The sequence below is a fragment of the Faecalibacter sp. genome (assembly GCF_057177045.1).
In genome coordinates, this window is sequence record NZ_CM169987.1 from 2,342,907 (window position 1) to 2,365,948 (window position 23,042).

A 23,042-nucleotide genomic window follows, 5' to 3' on the forward strand; every position below is an offset into this window, starting at 1 on the left:
GGAATTAATTTAGAGGTTCAAATACATTGATTTTTAAAAATGTCTTAGCAGTAAAATTATTGATGTTAGAGTCTAATGCTCCACCAATTGTAAGGCCGCCAGAATAATTTCCGAAACTATTTCTTCTCATACAACCAATTTTGACATCATAGTTTTTACTAGGATTAAAGGTGAAGTTTCCTTCTGATTTTATTTCAGTAGATAAAGTGAAATTAAAGAAAGGAGAAGAATTCGAACCTAAATTACCTGTAATTATGCGTACACCTTTTAACTTATAATCTCCAAAAGTTGTTGAGTTAGTTGTAGATTCAGCTACGAATATACCGCAAGCAAAATTTACCCCAGACCTAGCATTATCATCGCTTCCACTAATTTGAGCGACACTTTCCATAGTAATAAAAACTTTAGAGTTTACACTACTCACTTTAAAAGTTGTATCTTGATTATTTTTCGGTAATTCTTTCCAATTATTATTCATTATTTGGTCGTAACTGTATGAATAATTAGAATTTGATACTGCCTGATTAGAGCTTATGGATAAAGTAGTATAATTATTTAAAGATTTTGAGAATAATAGAAAATTTAAATTAGGAATAGATGTATTGTCAATTGGAATTACTTTCCAAGAAGGATCAACAGAAGGACCATTCGAGCTATAAATCATACCCGGTAAAGCACTTTCAAGATTAATTTCTTCAACTTTTACGTCTCCCTGTACTGTTAATGAATAGGCAGGATCTGGATCATTTGTTCCAAACCCAACTTGGGCAAAAGTATTTACAGTAAATAAACTGATAAGTATATAGATAAATGTTTTCATGGAATAAGATTATAATTGATATAAAATATCTAATTTCACAATAGGACGATCCGAGAATTGAGATATGTGATCATGTTCAGGTTGACCAATACGTAATTCCATATTATTTACGCTTTGATTCATTTTCTTACATGCTACAAAAAAGTTATACTCTCCAATTGGAAAATCTTTAATGGTATATAAAAGATTAAAGTTCGTATGCTGAGTCGTTTGATTAGTGATCCAATTCACTTGTCCCACACGATATGCTCTTAATTTAGCTGTACTATCATTGGAACCATGGGCTTTAGAAAATAATCCACAAGCATACTGTGCATTACTCGAATTATTTATAGTGGTGGAGGTATTTGTATTTCGAAGTTGAACTCCAGTTTCAATATGAATATTAATATTATTCTTGCTTTTTAAAATATTGAAATTCTTATAAGTTCCATTTTCTTTAAATTCAGCAATTTTTTTCCATCCGTTACTAAATGTTTCTGCATTAATATCAGCATTGACATAAGAATTTATATCACTTGATGTAAATACTGCACCAGTAGTACTTGTCGTAGTATAGGTGTTCTCGATGTAATACATTCCCTCTTCAATTAAGGAAACTGGAGGGTTTACCCATTGTGGCTGTAATTGTCCATTTACGGATTTCATTTGTAAAACTTGACCGTTTTGACCATTTCCAATAGATTGATGAGGTTCATTCGTCGTTTTAAAAATGCCACGAACATTAAGTTTTCCATCCACGTGAAGTGCCGCACCAGGTTCTGGTACGAAATTTGGATCCATAGAAATCCCGACTTGTGCATTGAGATTGTTAAATAAGAATAATGCGGGTAGCATTAAAAATTTTAGATAAATTTTTACCATAGTGTTATAGATTAAGTTATGTGTTAGTTTTGCTAAGTTAGTAAGCTTTATGCTGAGGATTTAATTGTATTCTGTTCGTATTCAGTAAAATGGATAGATATAAATACTAAAAAGCTTTATTTTAAAGAATTTATAAACTGATAAATTCTTTTGGCTGAATTATCCGAAATCAAGAAAATTTCCCTAATTTTTAAAGTTTTTAAGTGGCTAGCTCTTTTAAATCGGCTATGTATTTTGATGGTGTTAACCCAATATTTAATTTAAAGAAATGGGCAAATTTGCTGTGAGAAGAAAATCCAGCTTCTTCAGCTAATGCACTAATTTTATATTGATGAAGTTTAGGGTTTTCATCCAGTTGATTGATAATATATTGAACTCTTAATAAATTGATATAATTATTGAAATCTCGATCACTATGTAATTTTATAATATGTGATAAGTATTTCGTATTTGTTCCAAGTTGATGAGCAACTTTTGTAAGGGTTAAGTTTTTTTCTAAAAAACCTTTTGATTCTTCAAATTGAATTAATTTTTTGAATAGTTCATTCTTTTTTTCTTTAGAAATTTTTAATTCATAAGAAGATGAAATTTCTTTTTTTGTTGCCATAGGAATAATAGATTCGGTATGACTTAAATGAATTTCTGAATTTTTTTTGCGAAGAATAAGATAAATTAACGTACCAAATATGGCAATTAACATTAATGTATTGAATAAATTCAATACAACAGGAGATAAATTTCCGTATAAGAAAATTGCTCCTATTTTAAATAGGGCTATTGTCTTCATTGTTTAAGTGTTTAAGTTATGTTTAGTTAGGATTGTAAAAATAGAGATTAAACGTAAAATCGGAAATACCTATAATTGGGTATTTTTTTATTTTAATGGAAATAGTTTGCAGATTAATAAATCCTTAATATATTTGCAGTCCAATATCGCGAGATGGAGCAGTAGGTAGCTCGTCGGGCTCATAACCCGAAGGTCACAGGTTCGAGTCCTGTTCTCGCTACTAATTATCGCGAGGTGGAGCAGTAGGTAGCTCGTCGGGCTCATAACCCGAAGGTCATCGGTTCGAGTCCGGTCCTCGCTACTAGTAAGAGAGTTTCAATTTTTTTGAAACTCTCTATTTTTTTATAAAAAAATAAAATATTTAATTTGTTTGTGTAAATATATTATGTATATTTGCAGTCCAATATCGCGAGATGGAGCAGTAGGTAGCTCGTCGGGCTCATAACCCGAAGGTCACAGGTTCGAGTCCTGTTCTCGCTACTAATTATCGCGAGGTGGAGCAGTAGGTAGCTCGTCGGGCTCATAACCCGAAGGTCATCGGTTCGAGTCCGGTCCTCGCTACTAGCAAGAGAGTTTCAATTTTTTTGAAACTCTCTTTTTTTATTCAATAATTTCTCTTTTTTAATTGGTTAGAAGTATTTTTGTATTATGAATTTAGAAGAATACAAAAAACAATATAAACAAGATCAAGCGGTCGGCGCATTAGCAATCGAAGAACGTTTAAAACTTGTGTATGGAGATTTAGAACCTCGTTTTTATTCTCCTCAGACTATGTCTTTTCAAGGAGGTGAAGATCCGATAGATGGTGTCGCAGTGTATGATGTGAATGGATATCATCATTTGATTTCTTATGGAATGTCACATTTATATTATAACGAGCAAGCGGTTGGAGAAGAATTTAGTAAATGGGGATTCGAATTAACTTTTCGTGTAAAGCCATTTGATGGTGACGAGGGGCAAGATCCATTTTGGGTCATTCAATTGATGAATAATCTTGCTCGTTTTGTAGAAGAAACTAAAGTCTGGTTTAATGAATATCAATTTTTACCGCTTGGAGGTCCTATCCGCTCGGATGCGGAAACCGATATTGTAGGAATTGCTTTTGTGAAAGATGTTGATTTGGATGAAATGGAAACACCTCACGGAAAAGTGATCTTTTTACAAATGGTGGGATTAAATGCGGAGCAATTAAAACGTTTAGAAAATAATTCAACAACTGAAGAGGTTAAAGCATTATTGAATGACATTCAGTCGTCTAACCCAAAATTTATTTGCGAATTATAACATTTTGTTATTATTTAAATTGTAAAATGTTAATTATAAGCTAATTATCAATATTATATTAGTCTTTGGAATCTATTTTGTTATATAAGTAGATAATTATTGCTCAGTAGTTAGAGTTAATAATTTTTCATAGGTTTAGGTTGGTAATTAAGTGAAAACTTAATGGAAGCACTCCTTGCGAGTGCTTTTTTTATACATTCGTATAAAGAACAATGATGAATTTTATAAAAAATATTTTCTCTAAAAAAGGAACCCAAGAAATACAGAAAGAAGAAACTATGACATTTGAAGAAATAATTGCATCAGAAAAGCCTGTTCTAATTGATTTTTTTGCGACTTGGTGTGGACCTTGTCAAATGATGGGACCTATTTTGCAACAAGTAAAACAAGAGTTAGGGGATGATGTGAAGATACTAAAAGTAGATGTGGATAAATATCAATCGCTATCCGCACGTTATCAAGTTCAAGGTGTGCCTACATTTGCGATTTTTAAAAAAGGACAATTGCTGTGGAAGCAAAGTGGAGCAAGACCAAAAGAAGAATTAGTTCAGATTCTGAATCAGTATATTGATAAATAAAAAAATCCATCTCAAGAGAGATGGATTTTTTTGATGTTATTGTTTGGCTTTATTTCGTTTGACCAATTGATAAGCGATATATAAGAATAAAAGCCATGCAGGGATTAATTCAACAGAGATTTTTAATCCAGTAAACCACATGATGACTAAAATTCCAACTAAGAATACTAAACAGATGTAGTTACTGATGGGATACATGAATGAAGGGAATAAGGTTTTTGTCCCTTCAGTCTCTTTCTGTTTACGGTATTTTAAGTGGGTGTAAGAAATCATTATCCAGTTAATGACTAATGATGAAACGACTAATGACATTAAAATTTCAAACGCTGATTCAGGGATGATTTTATTGATTAAAATACATACAGCAGCGAAAACTGATGACACTACAATTGCCATTACGGGAACACTATTTTTACTTAATTTCTTTAAAAATTTAGGGGCATTCCCTTGTTCTGCTAAACCATATAACATTCTTGAATTACTATAAACAGAGCTGTTGTAAACCGACAAAGCAGCTGTTAATACGATTAAATTTAAAGCATTGGCAATGATTCTAGAAAACTGAATGTTTTGCCCGAATAATTCAATATTTAAAGATTTTAAGTTGTCAAAAACGGTTACGAATGGACTACTTTCTACGGTAATGGTTTCCCAAGGTGACAATGAAAATAGAATCACTAATGCTCCTACATAGAAAATTAAGATTCTGTAAATCACTTGATTTGTAGCTTGAGGAATTGTTTTTTCTGGGTTTTTAGCTTCTGCTGCTGTAATTCCAATTAATTCTAATCCTCCAAATGAGAACATGATTAATGCCATAGCAGCCAATAAACCAGAGAATCCTTGATCGGCAGTTCCGCTTAACCATCCTTTAGGAAAGAAACCTCCATTGTTCCATAAGTTTTGAATAGTTGCTTGTTCTCCTCCTGTTCCACTAATTAATAAATAGCCCCCAAATAAAATCATTGCAATAATGGCCACGACTTTAATAATAGAGAACCAAAATTCTGCTTCCCCAAAAAGTTTTACTGACCCTAAGTTTAAAGCGTTAATGACAAGGAAAAAGAATAAGCTCGATGCCCAAAGAGGTATTTCGGGCCACCAAAATTGGATGTAGATACCGATTGCAGTTAATTCGGACATACTTACCAATACATATAAAATCCAATAGTTCCAGCCAGAAGCAAAACCTGCGAATGAACCCCAATATTTATAGGCAAAATGACTAAAACTTCCCGATACAGGTTCGTTTACAACCATTTCTCCTAATTGACGCATGATAAAGAATGCAATAATTCCGGCAATTGCATATCCTAAAATTACAGATGGTCCTGCTAAAACTGCTGCAGGTCCAATTCCAAGGAAAAGTCCAGTTCCGATTGCTCCACCCAATGCGATTAATTGGATGTGTCTATTCGTCAAACCGCGCTGAAGTTCCTTGTTTTCAGTTTTTTCTTTCTGACTCACTTTTGATTATTTATTTGTTAAAGATATGTAAAAAATTATTTTTGAATTAGCTGCTCAAACATTTGACTGATAATAATTAATCATATCTTATTTTTCGTTTATATTTATTACCAAATTCACAATTGAAATGAAAATTAATTCGATCTACTTCCTTGGATTAGGCGCGTTGGGCGCAAAGTATGCGGCTAGTTTAGTTGATTATAATGCTGGTTTAGTAAAAGTCATTGTTAATGAAGAGCGTAAAAAACGTTATGAAGCTGAAGCGGTATACGTTAACGGTAAACGCTACGATTTTGAGTACGTGACATCTGTTGAAAATCAAGATTATCCTGATTTTATCTTTCTGGTTGTAAAAAGTGATCATTTGCCTCAAGCGGTGGAGGATTTAAAACCGTTTGTGGGAGAAAACACGATGATTGTAAGTTTAATGAATGGGATTACATCTGAACGTGTATTGGCTGAAACATTTGGCTGGAATCGTGTGGTGAATGCCGTTGCTTATATGGATGCAGTAAAGCAAGGGAATCAAGTGACGTACGGAAGTATTGGTCGTATCATTTTTGGGCAAGTTAATCCATCTTGTCCAGAGCGATTAGAGGCGTTAAACCAATTGTTAAAGGATGCGGATATTCCAAATCAATTGTCCGATGATATACAAAAAGCACAATGGGCGAAATATGTCGTGAATGTGGTAGGGAATCAATTGACTTATTTGTTAGAATTTCCTTACGGTCAATTCCGTACCAATGAATATTTAGACCGAATGGTGGATTTGGTCGGGAATGAAGTGATTGCTGTTGCAAATGCACACGGTGTATCGATTGGTCAACCAGAAATAGATCAATTAAAAAAGACGATGAAAATTGTCGATGAAAATGGAAAAACGTCGATGCTGCAAGATCGTGAAGCAAAACGTTATTCGGAAGTAGATGAATTTTCAGGAGAAATCATTCGTTTAGGTAAACAATATGGAATTGCAACGCCTTACAATGAATTGATTTATAACATGGTGAAAGCAATTGAAAAAACATATTAGTTAAAGATAGGATACAAAAAAGCCTCTTCAAATTGAAGAGGCTTTTTGATTTCGTCGGGGTGGCAGGATTCGAACCTGCGACCTCCTGCTCCCAAAGCAGGCGCGATGACCGGGCTACGCTACACCCCGATTAAGGTGTTTGGATAATCAAATCTCCGGTAAATTTTGTCGGGGTGGCAGGATTCGAACCTGCGACCTCCTGCTCCCAAAGCAGGCGCGATGACCGGGCTACGCTACACCCCGTTGATCTGATTATCGTGGCGCAAATGTAAGGCCTTTATTTAATACAAACCAAATTTTTTATCTAATATTTTTCAGAAAATTTCATGTACGTTTCTAAATCTTTGTCTCCTCGTCCCGAAAGGTTCAGAACCACAATGTCTTGCGGTTTAAAATCAATTTTTTCTAAAGCCGCTAAAGCATGAGAAGATTCTAAGGCTGGAATGATTCCTTCTTCTCGTGTTAATAAAAAGGCAGCTTGTAACGCTTCGTCATCTGTTGCATTTAAAAACGTTCCACGACCTGTTTTGAATAAATGAGCGTGTAATGGTCCAACACCAGGATAATCTAATCCCGCAGAAATTGAATAAGGCTCAACAATTTGACCATCTTCATCTTGCATTAACATCGTTTTACTTCCGTGGATAATTCCTTCGGTTCCTTTTTGCATTGTCGCAGCAGTTTCTCCAGAATCAACGCCTAATCCAGCCGCTTCCACCGCAATTAATTTCACTTCTTCATCATCTAAAAAGTGATAAAATGCGCCAGCCGCGTTACTTCCTCCACCCACACAAGCAATCACATAATCCGGTGTTTCTTTTCCGTATTTTTCTAATAATTGTTTACGAATTTCTTCCGAAATTATCGCTTGGAACTCGGCTACAATCGCCGGATAAGGATGAGGTCCAACCACTGAACCAATTAAATAATAGGTTTCAGGATTATTAATCCAGTAACGAATCGCTTCGTTTGTTGCATCTTTTAACGTTTTACTTCCAGAAGTGGCTGCGACGACAGTTGCTCCTAACATTTGCATACGGGCAACATTTGGTGCTTGACGCGCAATGTCAATTTCTCCCATAAAAACGGTACATTCTAAACCTAATAACGCACAGATGGTTGCGGTTGCGACACCGTGTTGACCGGCTCCTGTTTCCGCTAAAATTTTTGTTTTACCCATTCGTTTCGCCAACAAAGCTTGTCCAATGGTATTGTTTACTTTGTGTGCGCCTGTATGGTTTAAGTCTTCGCGTTTTAATAAAATGTTCGCCCCATATCGTTCCGATAATTTTGGTGCATAATATAATGGGCTAGGACGACCCACATAATCTTTTAATAAGCCACGAAATTCACTTTGGAATTCTTCCGTGTAAAAGTATTGATCAAATGCTTCTTTTAATTCTTGACAGTTATGATGTAATAATTCAGGGATAAATGCTCCTCCAAAATCACCATAAAATCCGTTCTCGTCTACTGAATATTTCATTTTGTTTGTTCTCTTAATTTTGTTCAATTCGACCATCAATTGTGTCGATAAATTGTTTTACTTTTTCGATGTCTTTGATTCCGGGTTCAATTTCAAAACCACTGTTGATATCAAAACCTATGCATTGGGAATGTTGGAAATTTTTCAAAACCAATGCGTCTTCTAATTGAATTCCACCACTTAATAAAAAGGGTGTTGATAACTGATAGGTTTTCAACAACTGCCAATCAAATTTCTGACCAGTTCCGCCGTATTGATTTGATTTGGTGTCAAATACAAAACTATCAACAACTTGTTGATAACCTCTTAATTCTTCAAAATCTGTATCTTCATGGATACCGACAGCTTTCCAAATTTTAAAATCTAAAAACTGTTCAGACGTTAATAATTGTTGATGTTTGGCTTCGATTAATTGTTGACAATAATTTGGCGTTTCGTCACCGTGTAACTGTACCACATCTAATTCGAATTTTTGTGCTTTTTGAATAATAGATTCAATGGATTCATTCACAAAAACACCTACACGTTCAGCATTTGGAAAAATGTCGAAAATGGTTTCATCTTTTACAAATCGTGGAGATTTTGGATAAAAGATAAATCCCACATAATCGGGTTCAATTTCGGTTAAGGCTTTAAAATTCTGAACCGAATTATTGCCACATACTTTTACTTGAAATCTTTTCATTACAATTGATTCACAAATTCGTGAAAGGCTTTCCCTGGATTTTCATTTTTCATAAAGTTTTCACCAATTAAAAACGATTGAAATCCAGCGGCTTTTAAATCTTTGACTACTTCCGGATCAGAAATTCCGCTTTCCGCGACTTTAATCAAATCCTCGGGTAATTGTTTTAATATCTGTTTCGATTTCTCCGTATCAACTTCAAACGTTTTTAAATTTCTGTTGTTGATGCCGATCAAATCAATGTATTCATTGACTTTTTCCAATTGATCTTCCGAATGAATTTCCAACAAAACTTCTAATCCGATTTCTTTCGCCAATTTGGCTAAATCGTGGACCTCTTCTTTCGTTAAACATTCGGCAATCAATAACATCAAATCGGCTCCGATTGCTTTTGTTTCGTAAACTTGATAAGTATCCACAATGAAATCCTTACGAAGGACAGGAATGGTTAAAAATTGTTTGGCTTGCTGTAAATCTTCAATGCTTCCACCAAAGAAATTTTCATCCGTTAAAACGGAAACAACTGAGGCACCAAATTGTTCATAACCGACCACCACATCTTCCACGTTGGCGTTTTCGTTGATAAATCCTTTCGATGGCGATTTACGTTTAAATTCCGCAATAATTCCCGTTTTGGATTCATCTAAAATTGAAGCTTTCGCTGATCGAATCGGATTTAAAAAGTGAATACTTTGTTTTAAATCCTCAATGGATTGAATTTGTTGTTTTTGTTGAACTTCGATTCGTTTTTGTTCAATGATTTGATCTAATATATTTTTCATCGGTTGGTTAGTTTTTGAAAGATTTCGAATGCTTTTCCTGAGACTAAACTTTCGTTTGCAATCGCTACACATTCTTTTAAATCTTTGGTTGGATGAATTGTTTTTAATCCTAAAGCCGAATTGGCTAATACCACTTCTTTCTGTGCTTTGGTGCTTTCATTCTGTAATACGGACAAGAAAATTTTTGCGTTTTCTTCTACCGTTTTTCCTCCTGCGATTTGATCGGCTTGAATCGTTTCTAATCCAAAATCCTCACTTTGGTACAAGAATTCACCTTGATTCGTATATACTTTTGTTGGTGACGTTAATGAGATTTCATCATATCCAGCTAAGGCTGTTGAAATCGCATAGTTTTTACCCGAATTTTGCATCACATAATGATACAAACGAGCGGTTTTCACATCAAATGTTCCTAAGTTTTGAGAATCGGGTTGAACCGGATTCACTAAAGGTCCCATTAGATTAAAGAACGTTTTTACGCCTAATTCACGTCTTAAATTCGCGACTTTTTTCAACGCGGGATGAAATAAAGGTGCGTGTAAAAAAGTTAATCCGACTTCATCGTATTCTTGGTTTAATTTCGCTTCATCCGAAGAAAATTGATACCCAAATTGTTCCAACATATTCGATGAACCACTCACCGACGAAGCACCATAATTACCTTGTTTAATTACTTTTTCGCCTGTTCCGGCAATTACAAAAGCACTTAATGTCGAAATATTGAATGTATCTTTTCCATCGCCACCCGTTCCAACAATATCTAAAGCTTTTTTCGGAAGATTAACCTTTAAACATAAATTCAATAAAGCTCTACGATATCCTTTTAATTCGTCTAACGTAATATTACGCATATTGAAAACCGTTAAAAACGAAGCCAACTCGATATCCGAATACTTGGATTCAGAGATGTCCACCATAATTTGGTAGGCTTCTTCTTCGTTTAACGTATAGTTTTCAAACAATTGATTTAATAACTTTTTCATCGCTTAAGCTTTTAACCAGTTTTCAATCATTTGTTCACCTTCAGGTGTTAAAATTGATTCGGGATGAAACTGAACACCACGCACATCATAGGTTTTATGTCTTAAGGCCATGACTTCACCTTTAGGTCCTTTCGCTGTAATTTCTAAAGTGTCAGGAAAGTTTTCATTCGAAACCACCCAAGAATGGTAACGACCGACTTGTAAGTGAGACGGCATATTTTGAAATAAAATTTCATCCGAATGAACGATTTCAATTTCCGATTGTACGCCGTGAAAAACTTCTTGCGTATTCAATAACGTTCCTCCAAAAACTTCACCAATTGCTTGTTGGCCTAAACAAATTCCGAAAATCGATTTGGTCGGCGCATATTTCTCAATGATTGGTTTTAATAAATTCGCCTCGTCTGGAATTCCAGGACCTGGAGAAAGTAAGATTTTATCGTATTGTTCGACGTCTTCCAACGCAATTTCATCGTTGCGAAAAACATCAATAGTATCCGTGAATTTGCGTAGGGCGTGAACGATATTGTAAGTAAATGAATCGTAATTGTCTAAAACTAAAATTTTCATGGTTTAAATGTTTTCTGCTAATTGAATGGCTTTGCGTAAAGCGCCTAATTTGTGATTAACTTCTTGTAACTCGTTTTCTTCGATGGATTTGGAAACGACTCCAGCACCCGCTTGGAAATATAATGTATTCTGTTTACTGACGAATGTTCGGATCGCAATCGCCATATTAATGTCGCCATTAAATCCTAAATACCCAATGGCTCCACCGTAAATTCCACGGTTTTGATTTTCGTATTGATCCAATAATTCCATCGCTTTAAATTTTGGAGCGCCCGATAATGTGCCTGCTGGGAAAGAATCAGCGAAAACTTTCATCGTATTTACCGCTGGTTCGATATCTGCAATGACTTTCGAAACCATATGAATTACGTGAGAAAAAACTTGAATTTCTTTGTACGATTCTACGGTAACCGCTTTCGAATTTCGACTTAAATCATTTCGAGCCAAATCAACTAACATCACGTGTTCCTCGTTTTCTTTTGGATCTTTGATTAATTGATCGGTTAACTCTTTGTCCAATTCTGGTGACCCAGTACGACGAACCGTTCCAGCAATCGGGTGAATTTGTGCTTGATTATCGCGAACAATCAATTGAGCTTCAGGCGAAGATCCTAATATTTTATAATTTCCATAATCGAAATAAAATAGGTAGGGAGAGGGATTGATGGAACGTAATACGCGATAAACATTGAACTCGTCACCCGAGAACTTTTGCTTGAACTGTCTTGACGGTACAATTTGGAAAACATCCCCTCTAAAACACGATTGTTTGCATTGGCTCACGATGTTTTTAAATTCTTCATCTGTCAAGTTGGATTCGATTTCACTTTCGATTTGGAATGGATATTCAACAAAAGTTTTGTTTCGAATGATAGCTTTAATTTCATCAAAACGAGATTCGGTATCATTATTTTGGAACTCTAAATACTGAATTTCGTTGTGGAAATGATTGAAAACAATGATATTTTGATAGAAAGAATAACGAACTTCTGGAATCGTTGCTTCATTTCCTTCATTCTTAAATTTTACCGTTTCGAAATACGGAATGGCATCCCAACCAATGTATCCAAATAACCCATTAACGATTAAATCTTCTTCTGTTTCAATCTTGAATTGAATAGCAAAATTCTTGATGACTTCTGCTAATTCTTGCCCTTGTAACGGATAATTTTTTGTTTCACCATTCGCATAAGATTCAGTTACAATTCCTTTATTCACCTCAATTGTCGCAATGGGATTTAGACAAATAAAAGAGTTGGCATCTGATTTCGAATGATAATCCGAACTTTCTAAAAGCAATGCATTTGGAAAGATATCACGCAATTTTAAGTACATCTGTACCGGAGTAGTTAGATCTCCTAAGCGTTTTTCAGATTTTGTTTGGAATGTTAGATTCATTGAATTTGATATTGGGATGTTTTTTAAATTTTGGGTACAAAAAAAGGCTTGTCGGTTCCGACAAGCCTTTTCTACATATAACTATATAGCGCTCCTACGAACCAACGTTTTGCTGTTCGAATTTCCACCACCAGTTATTTGTAAATAATGTTTTCATTGGGACAAATGTATAAAGGATTTTGAAATGAAAAAATTAATTTTTCATAAATTTTTTGGAAACCTTTCCATTTTTATTTTCTATCTCTATGATATAAATTCCTTGTTTTAAATTGTCTACCATTATAGATCCTTTGTTAATATTGAAATTTAAATATTCAATTAATTGTCCATTTAAATTGTAAATCTTAACTAAATTTTCATTAGAATTTGTGTTTATATATAGAATATCTGTTGTAGGATTAGGATAAATATCAATAGTTGTAGGAATAGTAATAGTTGATGTATTTAACACTTGTCTCGAACAAGGTTCACTTGATGTCGTTAAATTAAATGATTCAGACACATTCGTTTGATGATTGTAATAATTATTTCCGTTTACGGCTCTAAAATTTGTTATATCATCAACGATAATGTTTGGAGAAAACGTCGATTTTGTTTCTAAGGTGAAATATTTAGATGTATTAATATTGTTTCTAAGATCAATAGTTATAGGTGCTTGATCATAAATTTGTAATCTAACATTTGGATTATTACATAAATTTAAAACTCCTGAAAAATCGCTATTTATAGATGGATTTAATGATAATGAACTAAAAGCAAGATTTTTTAAATTAATGTTGTTTACAAACATATTAGTTAAATTCATTTTTACAGGAACTGACCAATATACCAACTTTTCAAGATTAGTTAGATTATTAAAATAATCGTTTTCAAATTCTATAGTAGGTAATATGATGTTATTTGTATAATAAAAAGTACCACTTCCGTAAAATTGTAATGATTTTAAGTTCGTATTATTTTTAAAATCTAATTTCGGTAAGGTATAAGGATTTATATACTGAATATTTACATCTTCTAAATTTTGTAAATTATTAAAGTTAATATTTGCTGAATCTCCAATAGTTAAATACAATCTTTTTAAATGTTGTAACTGATCAATATTTGAGGGTAAAACGTAATCATTATAATTTAGACTACTTAATTGAGCATAATTGATTAGATATTCTAATTCTCTTAAATTAGGATGATTAATGAAATCTAAATCGGTTACATAATTTTTAGGAATGTATAAATTAAGTGTTTCTAATTGATTTAAATTATTGATAAGAGATATGTTTTCAACAAATCCATTCGTACTTATGTATAGATTCTTTAACTGTGGTATTTGTGAGATGCTATTGTTTAAAACTAAGAAGTTTTCGTTATAGCTTGTAATATGTAAAGATGTCAAGTTATTTAACGTATGAAGCGAAGTCGGTAGATTGTATAAATTATATGATCTAATCTCTAAAGAATTTAATTGAGATGCATTTTGAATATCATTATTTAAGCCTGAAAAATCACCAATTAGCTTAAGTTTTTTTAGCGTATTTGTATAAATATTATTAGAAATAGATACAATTCTATTTAGACTTAGATCTTCTAATATTGGAAAATTGCTGTTAAAATCTACATTTTCCATATTTGTATTTACCAGATCTAGTTCTAATCTTTTTATTAAAGTTCCAGTTGTATTCGATAAAAGATTATAATCATACCAAGTACTATTTATTTTTAAATCATGTAAATTATTGAAAACCGTATTTAATTCAATTTCTTTAAGATTAGATAAATTTAAAGTTCGAAATGTAGGAATAAGGTTAATAGAACTACTGTTTTGTATAATTAAATTTACTCTAGTTGTAGGGATATTGTTATAAGACTCAAATTCAAATTTTTCTAATTTTTGTAAATTAGTTAGTTGGTTAAAATCAACGATATAATCTTGAATAAAATTAGAATTATTAACAATAGATGAATATCTAGCTTCTGGTGAAATAACTATTTCTTTAATTTCAGTTAATTGATTTAAATCTGAATGTAGCTCTGTTGATAAATTTTGATTAATAGAACTTTGTGAGCCATTAGTGATATTTACACTAGACGGTAAATCAATTTTTATAACTCTATTTTCATTATCAATTACTTCAGTAGTTATTCCATAAATTTGATTTAATGGACGATTAAAATAATCATCTTGGTTTCTTTTTAATTTTGTATAAAGTGACTGAACAGCTTGTTTATCACTCTCCGAATCTAATTGTCCAAATAAAATGGTAGAAGTAGAGATTAATAATAGTGTAAGATATTTTAGCATAATGCAATATTAGTGTTGAGTAAAATTATATATTATTAACTAAAAATCCATTATTTTTAGAAACGAATTCAAAACATAATCAATCACAAAAAAAATAGACCATGTCTTACGAGAATTTAATAGTAGAAATAGAAAATAGAATTGCAGTTGTTACTTTAAATCGTCCACAAGCTTTAAATGCTTTAAACAAAGGGTTGTTAGACGATCTATCTGCATTTTTTGATGAAGCGAAATCCAACGATGATATTCGTGTCGTGATCTTAACAGGAGCAGGGGAAAAGTCATTTGTGGCAGGAGCTGATATCAAAGAGTTTGCAAGTTTTAATGCAGAAGAAGGTCAACAATTGGCAGGAAAAGGGCAAGAACGTGTTTTCAACAAAGTAGAGAATTTTCCAAAACCTGTTATCGCTGCCGTTAACGGATTTGCTTTAGGTGGAGGATTAGAATTAGCAATGGCTGCTCATTTCCGTATTGCATCAACCAATGCGAAATTAGGGTTACCAGAAGTAACGTTAGGATTAATCCCTGGATATGGAGGAACACAACGTTTGCCTAAATTAATCGGAAAAGGTCGTGCGATGCAAGCCATTATGACAGCTGATATGTTTACAGCCGAAAAGGCAGAACAAATTGGCTTGGTGAATGAAGTGGTGGAACAAGCTGAATTAATCAATCGAGCGAAAGAAATTGCGGGTAAAATCACGCGAAATTCATCCATTGCAATTGCTCAGGCGATTAATGCCATCAATGCATCGGATAAAGAAAATGGATTTGACATCGAAATAAAGAGTTTTGGTAACCTTTTTGAAGAAGAAGACTTCAAGGAAGGAACGACAGCCTTTGTCGAAAAACGAAAACCAAATTTTAAATAAAAAATTAGTTAGAAAGGCTCCTTCACAGGAGCTTTTTATTTTTAAAACAGAAATGAAAAATAAACTTTTAGTGTTATTGATGTCGATGAGTGCTTTTGCATCGGCACAAGGAATTTATCATGTGAATGCAGTAGATGGATTAACGGTTCGTACAAGCATTAGTGGAAAAAAAATTGGTAAAATTCCATATGGTTATCAAGTAAAAGTTTTAGAAAAATCGGATCCATTGGTGATTAAAGACGACGGAAAATCGATTGCTGGAAATTGGGTAAAAATTGATGGAAAATCAACCCAAATTATTATTGATCCAAATTTTGATGAAAGTTATGATCCGCAAGGGGTATATGTGTTTGATGGTTATTTAACGAATCAAAAGGAATTTATCACACAAGCGGAAAATAAAATTGCCAAACATCCAGCGTTAAAAGATTATTATTTAGCGACTTCTTATAAAGTTTTTGCAATTAAAGGTGATTTTTTTGCAGATGGTGTAGAAGATGACGTGTATCGAATGATTTCGCCTGATGGAAATGTGCGTATTATGGCGATTAACAATAAAAAAGTAGGAAGTGATATTTATGCACTAGGTGGTCCAAAAGATCCATTTGGTATCTCGGATTACGACTTTGATTATTTCTATAAAGTACCTAAAAATACGCCATTTTGGGCAGATCGAAATGGAACAAAGTTGATGAATCAAGTGTCCAAAAATGACATTAAAACATTTACGTATGATGCGTTATATTTGAATGATTTACAGAACAAAGGAGGTTACATTTACCGTTATGGAAAGAAATGGAATATCCTAAAGTAAACGAATAAAATATCCCTATGAAACAATCTATCTTTTATCTTTTCATGTTTTGTGCGATGCTTTATACACAAGCACAAGAATATATCGTAACTGCCCCAAGTGGATTAGTGGTACGAGAGCAGCCGAATGGTAAAAGATTTGGGAAAATACCATATGGCGCAGGAGTTCATGTGGTGAAAAAGTTAAACCCATTTTCAGTTTCAGATAACGGAAAACAAATACAAGGGCATTGGGTCCAACTTAATGGAAATGATTTGGGGCAAGTGATTATGGACCAAAATATTGATTACACTCCTTCTGAATATTACACATTTAATGGTTTTTTGACCTTAAAATCAGAATTTATAAAGCAACAAGATCAGGAGATTCAAAAGTATTCAGGTTTAAAGGATTTCTATTTATCAACGGCCTATAAAACATTTGCCCTAAAAGGAGATTTCTTTGGAGATGGAATTTCAGATGATTTATACCGAATGACGGATACGAACGGAGACACACGTTTAATAATTGTAAACCATCAAAAAGATGGATCTAAAATTTACGGTTTAGGAGGTGCTAAAGATCCGTTTAATATTTCGAGTTATGATTTTGGAATACTTCATAAAGTCGATAAACAAACACCCTTATGGTCTAATTTTACGGATGATTTTAGAGAGTTCAAAGATGTTCCTAAATCCGAAATTGTGAAGTTGAATTACGATGCAATATATGTGCATAACGAAGAAGCTTGCGGAGGCGGATATATCTTCTGGAAAAATGGAAAATGGAATTGGTTACAACAAGAATAAAAAATAATATACCATGCAAACGATTGAAAATAAAGTAGCCTACATTACAGGTGGGACAAAAGGAATCGGTTTCGGAATTGCGAAAGCGCTAGTAGAAAACGGAATTAAAGTAGCGATTTCAGGTCGTAATTTAGCTGATGTTGAACAAGCAAAACAAGCTTTAGGAAATCAGAATGTATTAGCATTACAATCAGATGTAAGAAATTATGAAGATGAAGTAAAAGCCGTTGAAGCAATTATTGCTGAGTTCGGACAATTAGACATTGTGATTGCGAATGCAGGATTGGGAAAATTTGCGCCAGTCGATGAGTTATCTTTAGAAGATTGGAATGCGATGATCGATACAAACTTAACAGGAGTATTTCACACAATGAAAGCAACAGTTGAGCAATTAAAAGCCAACAAAGGATACTATATTTCGATTGCTTCTTTGGCAGGTACAAATTTCTTTGCGCAAGGTGCTGGTTACAATGCGTCTAAATTTGGAGTGGTAGGATTTACTCAAGCAGCAATGTTGGATTTAAGAAATTACGATATCAAGTGTACGACGATCATGCCGGGTTCAGTTACATCAAACTTTAACGATCATCAACCGAATGAAAATGATGGATGGAAAATTCAACCCGAAGATTTGGGACAAATGGTTGTTGATTTATTAAAAATGAATCCAAATGTACTTCCAAGTAAAATTGAAGTTCGTCCAACGAAAACAAAATAAATGATAATAAGCTCTATAAGAGCTTATTTTTTTTGGAATCGTATTTTAGAATCAAGTGTAAAAGGGTTAAAATAAATTAGATATATTCTTGAAATTAAATACAAGAAATTCAATACTTCGTCGTTACTTTACTACAGAATTTTGTAGGTAAATTTTTAGATTTTTCTATACATTCATTTTGAAAATATTAAGTAGCACACCCGTTTAAAACAATGAGTTTTAAAAGTCAAATTAACCATTATCGCCGTACGATAATGAAAGCCTTAACAGGTAACATTGGAAATAGATTTTTAGCAGAAAAAGGTAAGATTGATCCAAATTTTAAAATCAATCGTGTGTTGATTTGTCGTCCTAACCAACGATTAGGAAATACATTATTAATCACACCATTAATACAAGAAATTATTACAGAAAACCCTCAGGTGGTTATTGATGTATTTGTAAAAGGCCGTGTAGCTCCAATTGTATTTCAAAATTATACACAAGTTGATCAAATCATCGAATTGCCGAAAAAGCCATTTAAAGATTTAATAAATTACATCAAGGTTTGGTTTAAAATTCGAGATAAAAAATATGATCTAGCCATCAACGTTCATCAAGAATCATCATCGGGAAGAATTTCGACTTTGGTGTCACGTTCAAAATTTAAATTATTTGGAGATGAATTTTTATCTGACCCAACTGCTTTAGAACAAGTCCATTTAGCAAAAATGCCGGTATTTCAATTTCGACAGTTTTTAAAATTTGTGAAAGGAAAAACAATAGCTACACCATACCCGATATTAAATCTTAATTTATCGGCAGCAGAAATAGCAAAAGGTCAGAAGTTATTACATCAAGTGACCCAACATTCCAATAAAAAAACAATTGCATTTTTCACCTATGCTACTGGTAGTAAGTGTTACAGTTCACAATGGTGGGATGATTTATATGAACAAGTAAATCCTACATTTTCAGAAAAATATAATTTAATCGAAATTTTACCCGTAGAAGATATTTCTATGTTGAATCGAAAATTACCAACATTTTATAGCAAAGATGTTCGAGAAATAGCAGCTGTAATGAATAATTGTGAACTATTGGTAGCTGCAGATTCTGGTATGATGCATTTAGGGGTAGCCGCTCCAACGAAAACCATAGGATTATTTAAAGCGGGGTTAGTGGATAAATATCGTCCTTATGGCGAAGGAAATGATATGGTTTTTGTACAAGATGATAACGCTTCAAAAGTTGTAGAGAAACTGAAAGAAAAATTAAATTAATGCTTAAACATTATTCTTGCAAATGGTAGACAATGGATTTTTACTTAATTTGCAGTAAAAATTAAGCTTGTTTCACCGACTTTACCTACTATTTTATTTAATCTTCATGTTTGCAACGTTGCAAGCACAGGAAAGCGGTTGGCAAAATCCAAATCTACGAGAAGAACATCATATCGCTTCGGATACGATAAAACTCAATAGTTTTGGAATTTTAAACGAGAAATTTCAGGTGTTGGATGAGCATGGAAATCTGATTCCATCCAGTTATTATACGAAAGATTTAATTCGAAATGAAGTCTATCTGCACTCGATTTATCAAGGGCTTCCCATCAAGATTCAATACTACATTAATCCGCAATTAGCAAAATCCTTTATCGCGAAAAGGGATTCTAGTTTAATTGTCTCTAACAATCAAAAAGTCGATGAATTTCATCAGATTAATCCCCAGAAAAATCTACAAAAGAATGATTTTTTTAAAGGCTTAAACAGTCGTGGTTCATTGGTCCGTGGGATTCGTTTTGGAAACAATCAAAGCGGTTCAGTACAATCGTCTTTGGATTTGGAATTAAGTGGGAATTTATCGGATGACATCACGATTAAAGCAGCGATTTCGGATAATAATGTGCCGATCGAAACGGATGGATATACCCAAAAATTACAAGATTTTGATAAGGTATATATTGAATTAGCGAACAAAACTTCAAAAGTTCGTGCAGGTCACATCGACATCAATCATACCGATGATTATTACAATCGTTTTTCTCAAAAAGTTACCGGTTTACAGTTATCCACACATTTAGAAAATGAACAATCAACGACTGATATTTTTGCAACAGGAAGTGTAACACGTGGTGAATTCAAGGAAATTGATTTTATAGGGCAAGATGGGAATCAAGGACCATATCGCTTAACTGGTCAAAACAACGAATTGTATGTCATTGTACTTTCAGGTTCGGAGAAAGTGTTTATTGATGGTGTGCAATTATCGCGTGGGGAAACCAACGATTATGTCATCAATTACAACACCGGAGAAATTACATTTACAACGAATCGATTAATTACTTCAAATACACGTATTCACGTTGAATACCTTTATAACAGCCGAAATTATTCACAGATTTTCTTATACGGTGGAATTCGTCACCAACGCGATCGATTCAAGATCGCCGGTCACTTTTATTCCCAATCCGATTCAAAAAATAGCACTTTAGGTTCGGATTTATCCGATGATGAGAAACAAATTTTGGCCGATGCTGGGAATGACCGCTCTCGTATGTATTCAGTATCTGCGGTTTTAACGGATTATGATTCGAATAAAATTTTATACCGCAAAGAAACCGAAAATGGTGCAACGATTTTTGTGTATGCAACGAATCCAGAGGATGAATTGTACCAAGTAACGTTTACCTATATGGGAACGAATCAAGGAAATTATCGCTCGATCAATGCAACACAAAACGGAAAAGTTTATGAATATGTTGCACCTATTGCTGGAATTCCGCAAGGAGATTACGAACCGATTAAACAATTGGTGGCGCCGAAAAAATCTCAAGTTTATACAATCAATACAAAATACGATTTCAAAAAGAATGGATTTATTCAATTTGATGGAGGTTTAAGCAACAACGATTTTAATCTTTTTTCTTCTTTGGATGATGAAAATAATGTGGGATTAGCCGGAAGATTATTGGCTCAAAAAGAATTTCAGATCAATCAATTTAAAATTGCTCCAACGGCTGAAATTGATTTTATGAATCAAAATTATTACACCGTAGAAGGGATTCGAAATGTAGAGTTTGCACGTGATTTTAATATTGCGCAAGAATATTTAGGATTAAGACAATTAATGGCGAAAGCTGGATTTGATTCGGATTGGAAAAACAAATTGAAAACCTCTTATCGATTGACGTATTTGGATTATAAAAATTATTACCAAGGGGTGAAAAACGAATTGAATGCTCAATTTGTGACTGAAAAAGACGAGTGGAAAGCGAATATAAATCAGCTGTCGACAAAGGCAACGGATCAAGATTCGAAATACATTCGTTATGATGTGGATGGAAAACGTAAGATGGGGAAACAATTTTGGATTGGCTCACGGTTTTATGGAGAAGATAACGACCGATTGATGCACGAAACGGAAACAAAATCGCCTTTAAGTTTTAAATATAACGAAGTCCAAATCAAAGGTGGTTGGGCCGATTCAATTGGTCGTCGATTGGATGTAACGGTTTACAGCCGACGCGATGATTCGATTCGATTGAACAATTGGGTCCGAATGCAGAATAGTCAAGGAATTATTTTTAATTCGCAATTGATTCAGAAAGCCGATCACCAATTGGGAATAAACTTCCATTACCGTAAAGTGAATTACCAATATGAAGATGCTCCGAACGAAGCGTTTATGGTTGGAAATATCAAATGGTATAAAGCCTTTTTTCACCAAGGTCTAACGATGAACTTAGATTATGGCTTAGGAAGTGGAGTAGAACCTCAACGCGAATTTCAGTATGTGAAAGTAGCAGATGGAATGGGAATCTACAAGTGGACCGATTACAATGGTGATGGCATCGAACAAATTGATGAGTTTGAAATCGCCGAATTCATCGATCAAGCGAATTATATTCGGGTGTATACCAATACCATTGAATATTTAAAAACCAATAAAAATGAGTTCAATTTCTCGATGCGAATTCGTCCACAACAGATCTTTCAATCGAAGAATAAATTTGTTGCCCGTTGGTCATTCCAACAAGTGATTTCGGCAACCAATTCATTACGCAAAGAAGACGAAACCTTGGAATGGAATCCATTTACAAACTCAGATTTAATCTTAGGGAAAACAAGAAATATTCGTTCGATGGTCTATTTCAATCAAGGGGCGAATTACAAATGGTTAGCCACATATACGTTTAATCAACAAGCGAATCAAACCTATGTGTATACTGGAGCCGAAGCACGTGAAATGCAAACCAATACCTTGATGGTGAAATATAACATCAAGCCTTCGTTTTCGATTCAGAATGAATTCGAAATGGGAAAAGTAAAGAATCATTCAGATGTATTTGCTTCACGCCGATTTGAATTAGAAAATTTCAAGTTACATCCTAAATTAACGTACCAATACGGAAAGAGTTTTTCAGCTGCGGTATTTTATGCGTACCAAAATAAGGTTAATACCATTGGAATTGAAGAATTGAATCAATCGGATTTAGGAACGGAAATCCAATGGAATGAAATCTCTAAAATGAGTTTATTGGGAAGTTTTTCGTTTGTGAAAAATGCCTTTGTAGGAAATGGAGATTCAGTGGTTGGAAATCAAATGATGGAAGGTTTACGTGCCGGAAATAATATGGTGTGGCAACTACAAGTACAACGTCAAATCAATTCTTTCTTACAATTGAATATTTCGTACGATGGTCGTAAAACGGAAGCGAATAAAGCAATTCATACCGGAAGTGTGCAGTTACAAGCAAGGTTTTAATGAATGATTAATTATTCGTCAGTTCGAGTGTTTAAAATGAATTGTATTCATTTTAAAAGTATCGAGAA

20 protein-coding genes and 6 tRNA genes are annotated in these 23,042 nt (G+C 33.6%); 13 read left to right on the forward strand and 13 right to left on the reverse strand.

The window, feature by feature from the left end:
- Nucleotides 1–4: 4 nt before the first annotated feature.
- The 3 genes from AC1QSP_RS10985 to AC1QSP_RS10995 all read right to left on the reverse strand — a co-directional run bounded on the left by AC1QSP_RS10985 (nt 5) and on the right by AC1QSP_RS10995 (nt 2,471).
- The gene (locus AC1QSP_RS10985; RefSeq protein ID WP_484078724.1) at nt 5–820 is read right to left on the reverse strand and encodes a hypothetical protein; all 816 of its coding nucleotides are present in this window, start codon (nt 818–820) and stop codon (nt 5–7) included.
- A gap of 9 nt (nt 821–829) precedes the next feature.
- Complete coding sequence (locus tag AC1QSP_RS10990) at nt 830–1,684, reverse strand: hypothetical protein (RefSeq protein WP_484078725.1); 855 nt, start codon at nt 1,682–1,684, stop codon at nt 830–832.
- A gap of 199 nt (nt 1,685–1,883) precedes the next feature.
- The gene (locus tag AC1QSP_RS10995; RefSeq protein WP_484078726.1) at nt 1,884–2,471 is read right to left on the reverse strand and encodes a helix-turn-helix domain-containing protein; all 588 of its coding nucleotides are present in this window, start codon (nt 2,469–2,471) and stop codon (nt 1,884–1,886) included.
- A 147-nt stretch (nt 2,472–2,618) separates the two neighbouring features.
- On the opposite strand from AC1QSP_RS10995, the gene AC1QSP_RS11000 reads away from it, so the two are divergent.
- The 6 genes from AC1QSP_RS11000 to trxA all read left to right on the forward strand — a co-directional run bounded on the left by AC1QSP_RS11000 (nt 2,619) and on the right by trxA (nt 4,333).
- Nucleotides 2,619–2,691, forward strand: a tRNA-Met gene (locus AC1QSP_RS11000).
- A gap of 8 nt (nt 2,692–2,699) precedes the next feature.
- Nucleotides 2,700–2,772 (forward strand) — tRNA-Met (locus tag AC1QSP_RS11005).
- 106 nt (nt 2,773–2,878) lie between these two features.
- Nucleotides 2,879–2,951, forward strand: a tRNA-Met gene (locus AC1QSP_RS11010).
- Nucleotides 2,952–2,959: 8 nt separating this feature from the next.
- Nucleotides 2,960–3,032 (forward strand) — tRNA-Met (locus tag AC1QSP_RS11015).
- A gap of 87 nt (nt 3,033–3,119) precedes the next feature.
- The gene (locus AC1QSP_RS11020) at nt 3,120–3,755 is read left to right on the forward strand and encodes a suppressor of fused domain protein (protein WP_484078727.1); all 636 of its coding nucleotides are present in this window, start codon (nt 3,120–3,122) and stop codon (nt 3,753–3,755) included.
- 212 nt (nt 3,756–3,967) lie between these two features.
- Nucleotides 3,968–4,333, forward strand: a complete 366-nt coding sequence (trxA, locus tag AC1QSP_RS11025; RefSeq protein WP_484078728.1) for a thioredoxin — start codon at nt 3,968–3,970, stop codon at nt 4,331–4,333.
- Between the two features lie 36 nt (nt 4,334–4,369).
- Here trxA and AC1QSP_RS11030 read toward each other — a convergent pair whose 3' ends face one another.
- Nucleotides 4,370–5,800, reverse strand: a complete 1,431-nt coding sequence (locus AC1QSP_RS11030) for an amino acid permease (protein WP_484078729.1) — start codon at nt 5,798–5,800, stop codon at nt 4,370–4,372.
- A gap of 127 nt (nt 5,801–5,927) precedes the next feature.
- On the opposite strand from AC1QSP_RS11030, the gene AC1QSP_RS11035 reads away from it, so the two are divergent.
- Complete coding sequence (locus tag AC1QSP_RS11035; protein ID WP_484078730.1) at nt 5,928–6,836, forward strand: ketopantoate reductase family protein; 909 nt, start codon at nt 5,928–5,930, stop codon at nt 6,834–6,836.
- A gap of 54 nt (nt 6,837–6,890) precedes the next feature.
- On the opposite strand, the gene AC1QSP_RS11040 is transcribed toward AC1QSP_RS11035, so the two are convergent.
- The 9 genes from AC1QSP_RS11040 to AC1QSP_RS11080 form a co-directional block, all read right to left on the reverse strand.
- Nucleotides 6,891–6,965, reverse strand: a tRNA-Pro gene (locus AC1QSP_RS11040).
- 39 nt (nt 6,966–7,004) lie between these two features.
- Nucleotides 7,005–7,079 (reverse strand) — tRNA-Pro (locus AC1QSP_RS11045).
- Between the two features lie 61 nt (nt 7,080–7,140).
- Nucleotides 7,141–8,322: a tryptophan synthase subunit beta gene (trpB, locus tag AC1QSP_RS11050; protein WP_484078731.1), complete on the reverse strand. Its 1,182-nt coding sequence runs from the start codon at nt 8,320–8,322 to the stop codon at nt 7,141–7,143.
- 13 nt (nt 8,323–8,335) lie between these two features.
- Nucleotides 8,336–9,007, reverse strand: a complete 672-nt coding sequence (locus AC1QSP_RS11055; RefSeq protein ID WP_484078732.1) for a phosphoribosylanthranilate isomerase — start codon at nt 9,005–9,007, stop codon at nt 8,336–8,338.
- A complete protein-coding gene (gene trpC, locus AC1QSP_RS11060; RefSeq protein ID WP_484078733.1) occupies nt 9,007–9,789 on the reverse strand; it encodes an indole-3-glycerol phosphate synthase TrpC in 783 nt (260 codons plus the stop codon). Before trpC ends, AC1QSP_RS11055 begins: the two co-directional genes overlap by 1 nt.
- Complete coding sequence (gene trpD, locus AC1QSP_RS11065; RefSeq protein WP_484078734.1) at nt 9,786–10,772, reverse strand: anthranilate phosphoribosyltransferase; 987 nt, start codon at nt 10,770–10,772, stop codon at nt 9,786–9,788. The genes trpC and trpD overlap by 4 nt, the downstream gene beginning before the upstream one ends.
- Before the next feature lie 3 nt (nt 10,773–10,775).
- Entirely contained in the window at nt 10,776–11,342 is a 567-nt protein-coding gene (locus AC1QSP_RS11070) for an anthranilate synthase component II (RefSeq protein WP_484078735.1), read from the reverse strand.
- Nucleotides 11,343–11,345: 3 nt separating this feature from the next.
- Nucleotides 11,346–12,740, reverse strand: coding sequence for an anthranilate synthase component I family protein (locus AC1QSP_RS11075; protein WP_484078736.1), 1,395 nt, complete (start codon nt 12,738–12,740; stop codon nt 11,346–11,348).
- A 193-nt stretch (nt 12,741–12,933) separates the two neighbouring features.
- Complete coding sequence (locus tag AC1QSP_RS11080; RefSeq protein WP_484078737.1) at nt 12,934–15,036, reverse strand: T9SS type A sorting domain-containing protein; 2,103 nt, start codon at nt 15,034–15,036, stop codon at nt 12,934–12,936.
- 101 nt (nt 15,037–15,137) lie between these two features.
- Between AC1QSP_RS11080 and AC1QSP_RS11085 the strand changes: the two genes are divergently transcribed.
- The 6 genes from AC1QSP_RS11085 to AC1QSP_RS11110 all read left to right on the forward strand — a co-directional run bounded on the left by AC1QSP_RS11085 (nt 15,138) and on the right by AC1QSP_RS11110 (nt 22,974).
- Nucleotides 15,138–15,908, forward strand: a complete 771-nt coding sequence (locus AC1QSP_RS11085) for an enoyl-CoA hydratase/isomerase family protein (protein ID WP_484078738.1) — start codon at nt 15,138–15,140, stop codon at nt 15,906–15,908.
- A gap of 52 nt (nt 15,909–15,960) precedes the next feature.
- Nucleotides 15,961–16,722, forward strand: a complete 762-nt coding sequence (locus tag AC1QSP_RS11090) for an SH3 domain-containing protein (RefSeq protein ID WP_484078739.1) — start codon at nt 15,961–15,963, stop codon at nt 16,720–16,722.
- A 17-nt stretch (nt 16,723–16,739) separates the two neighbouring features.
- Entirely contained in the window at nt 16,740–17,510 is a 771-nt protein-coding gene (locus AC1QSP_RS11095; protein ID WP_484078740.1) for a hypothetical protein, read from the forward strand.
- A 13-nt stretch (nt 17,511–17,523) separates the two neighbouring features.
- Nucleotides 17,524–18,228 (forward strand): SDR family oxidoreductase, encoded by a 705-nt coding sequence (locus AC1QSP_RS11100; RefSeq protein WP_484078741.1) that lies wholly within the window; start codon nt 17,524–17,526, stop codon nt 18,226–18,228.
- Between the two features lie 212 nt (nt 18,229–18,440).
- Nucleotides 18,441–19,490, forward strand: a complete 1,050-nt coding sequence (locus tag AC1QSP_RS11105; RefSeq protein ID WP_484078742.1) for a glycosyltransferase family 9 protein — start codon at nt 18,441–18,443, stop codon at nt 19,488–19,490.
- Nucleotides 19,491–19,596: 106 nt separating this feature from the next.
- Nucleotides 19,597–22,974: a hypothetical protein gene (locus AC1QSP_RS11110; protein ID WP_484078743.1), complete on the forward strand. Its 3,378-nt coding sequence runs from the start codon at nt 19,597–19,599 to the stop codon at nt 22,972–22,974.
- Nucleotides 22,975–23,042 lie beyond the last annotated feature (68 nt).

What these genes read in the sequence shown, in the direction of transcription:
- AC1QSP_RS10985 (WP_484078724.1), bottom strand. Translation starts at nt 820, where the DNA reads ATGAAAACATTTATCTATATACTTATCAGTTTATTTACTGTAAATACT.
- AC1QSP_RS10990 (WP_484078725.1), bottom strand. Translation starts at nt 1,684, where the DNA reads ATGGTAAAAATTTATCTAAAATTTTTAATGCTACCCGCATTATTCTTA.
- AC1QSP_RS10995 (WP_484078726.1), bottom strand. Translation starts at nt 2,471, where the DNA reads ATGAAGACAATAGCCCTATTTAAAATAGGAGCAATTTTCTTATACGGA.
- AC1QSP_RS11020 (WP_484078727.1), top strand. Translation starts at nt 3,120, where the DNA reads ATGAATTTAGAAGAATACAAAAAACAATATAAACAAGATCAAGCGGTC.
- trxA (WP_484078728.1), top strand. Translation starts at nt 3,968, where the DNA reads ATGATGAATTTTATAAAAAATATTTTCTCTAAAAAAGGAACCCAAGAA.
- AC1QSP_RS11035 (WP_484078730.1), top strand. Translation starts at nt 5,928, where the DNA reads ATGAAAATTAATTCGATCTACTTCCTTGGATTAGGCGCGTTGGGCGCA.
- trpB (WP_484078731.1), bottom strand. Translation starts at nt 8,322, where the DNA reads ATGAAATATTCAGTAGACGAGAACGGATTTTATGGTGATTTTGGAGGA.
- AC1QSP_RS11055 (WP_484078732.1), bottom strand. Translation starts at nt 9,007, where the DNA reads ATGAAAAGATTTCAAGTAAAAGTATGTGGCAATAATTCGGTTCAGAAT.
- trpC (WP_484078733.1), bottom strand. Translation starts at nt 9,789, where the DNA reads ATGAAAAATATATTAGATCAAATCATTGAACAAAAACGAATCGAAGTT.
- trpD (WP_484078734.1), bottom strand. Translation starts at nt 10,772, where the DNA reads ATGAAAAAGTTATTAAATCAATTGTTTGAAAACTATACGTTAAACGAA.
- AC1QSP_RS11070 (WP_484078735.1), bottom strand. Translation starts at nt 11,342, where the DNA reads ATGAAAATTTTAGTTTTAGACAATTACGATTCATTTACTTACAATATC.
- AC1QSP_RS11075 (WP_484078736.1), bottom strand. Translation starts at nt 12,740, where the DNA reads ATGAATCTAACATTCCAAACAAAATCTGAAAAACGCTTAGGAGATCTA.
- AC1QSP_RS11080 (WP_484078737.1), bottom strand. Translation starts at nt 15,036, where the DNA reads ATGCTAAAATATCTTACACTATTATTAATCTCTACTTCTACCATTTTA.
- AC1QSP_RS11085 (WP_484078738.1), top strand. Translation starts at nt 15,138, where the DNA reads ATGTCTTACGAGAATTTAATAGTAGAAATAGAAAATAGAATTGCAGTT.
- AC1QSP_RS11090 (WP_484078739.1), top strand. Translation starts at nt 15,961, where the DNA reads ATGAAAAATAAACTTTTAGTGTTATTGATGTCGATGAGTGCTTTTGCA.
- AC1QSP_RS11095 (WP_484078740.1), top strand. Translation starts at nt 16,740, where the DNA reads ATGAAACAATCTATCTTTTATCTTTTCATGTTTTGTGCGATGCTTTAT.
- AC1QSP_RS11100 (WP_484078741.1), top strand. Translation starts at nt 17,524, where the DNA reads ATGCAAACGATTGAAAATAAAGTAGCCTACATTACAGGTGGGACAAAA.
- AC1QSP_RS11105 (WP_484078742.1), top strand. Translation starts at nt 18,441, where the DNA reads ATGAGTTTTAAAAGTCAAATTAACCATTATCGCCGTACGATAATGAAA.
- AC1QSP_RS11110 (WP_484078743.1), top strand. Translation starts at nt 19,597, where the DNA reads ATGTTTGCAACGTTGCAAGCACAGGAAAGCGGTTGGCAAAATCCAAAT.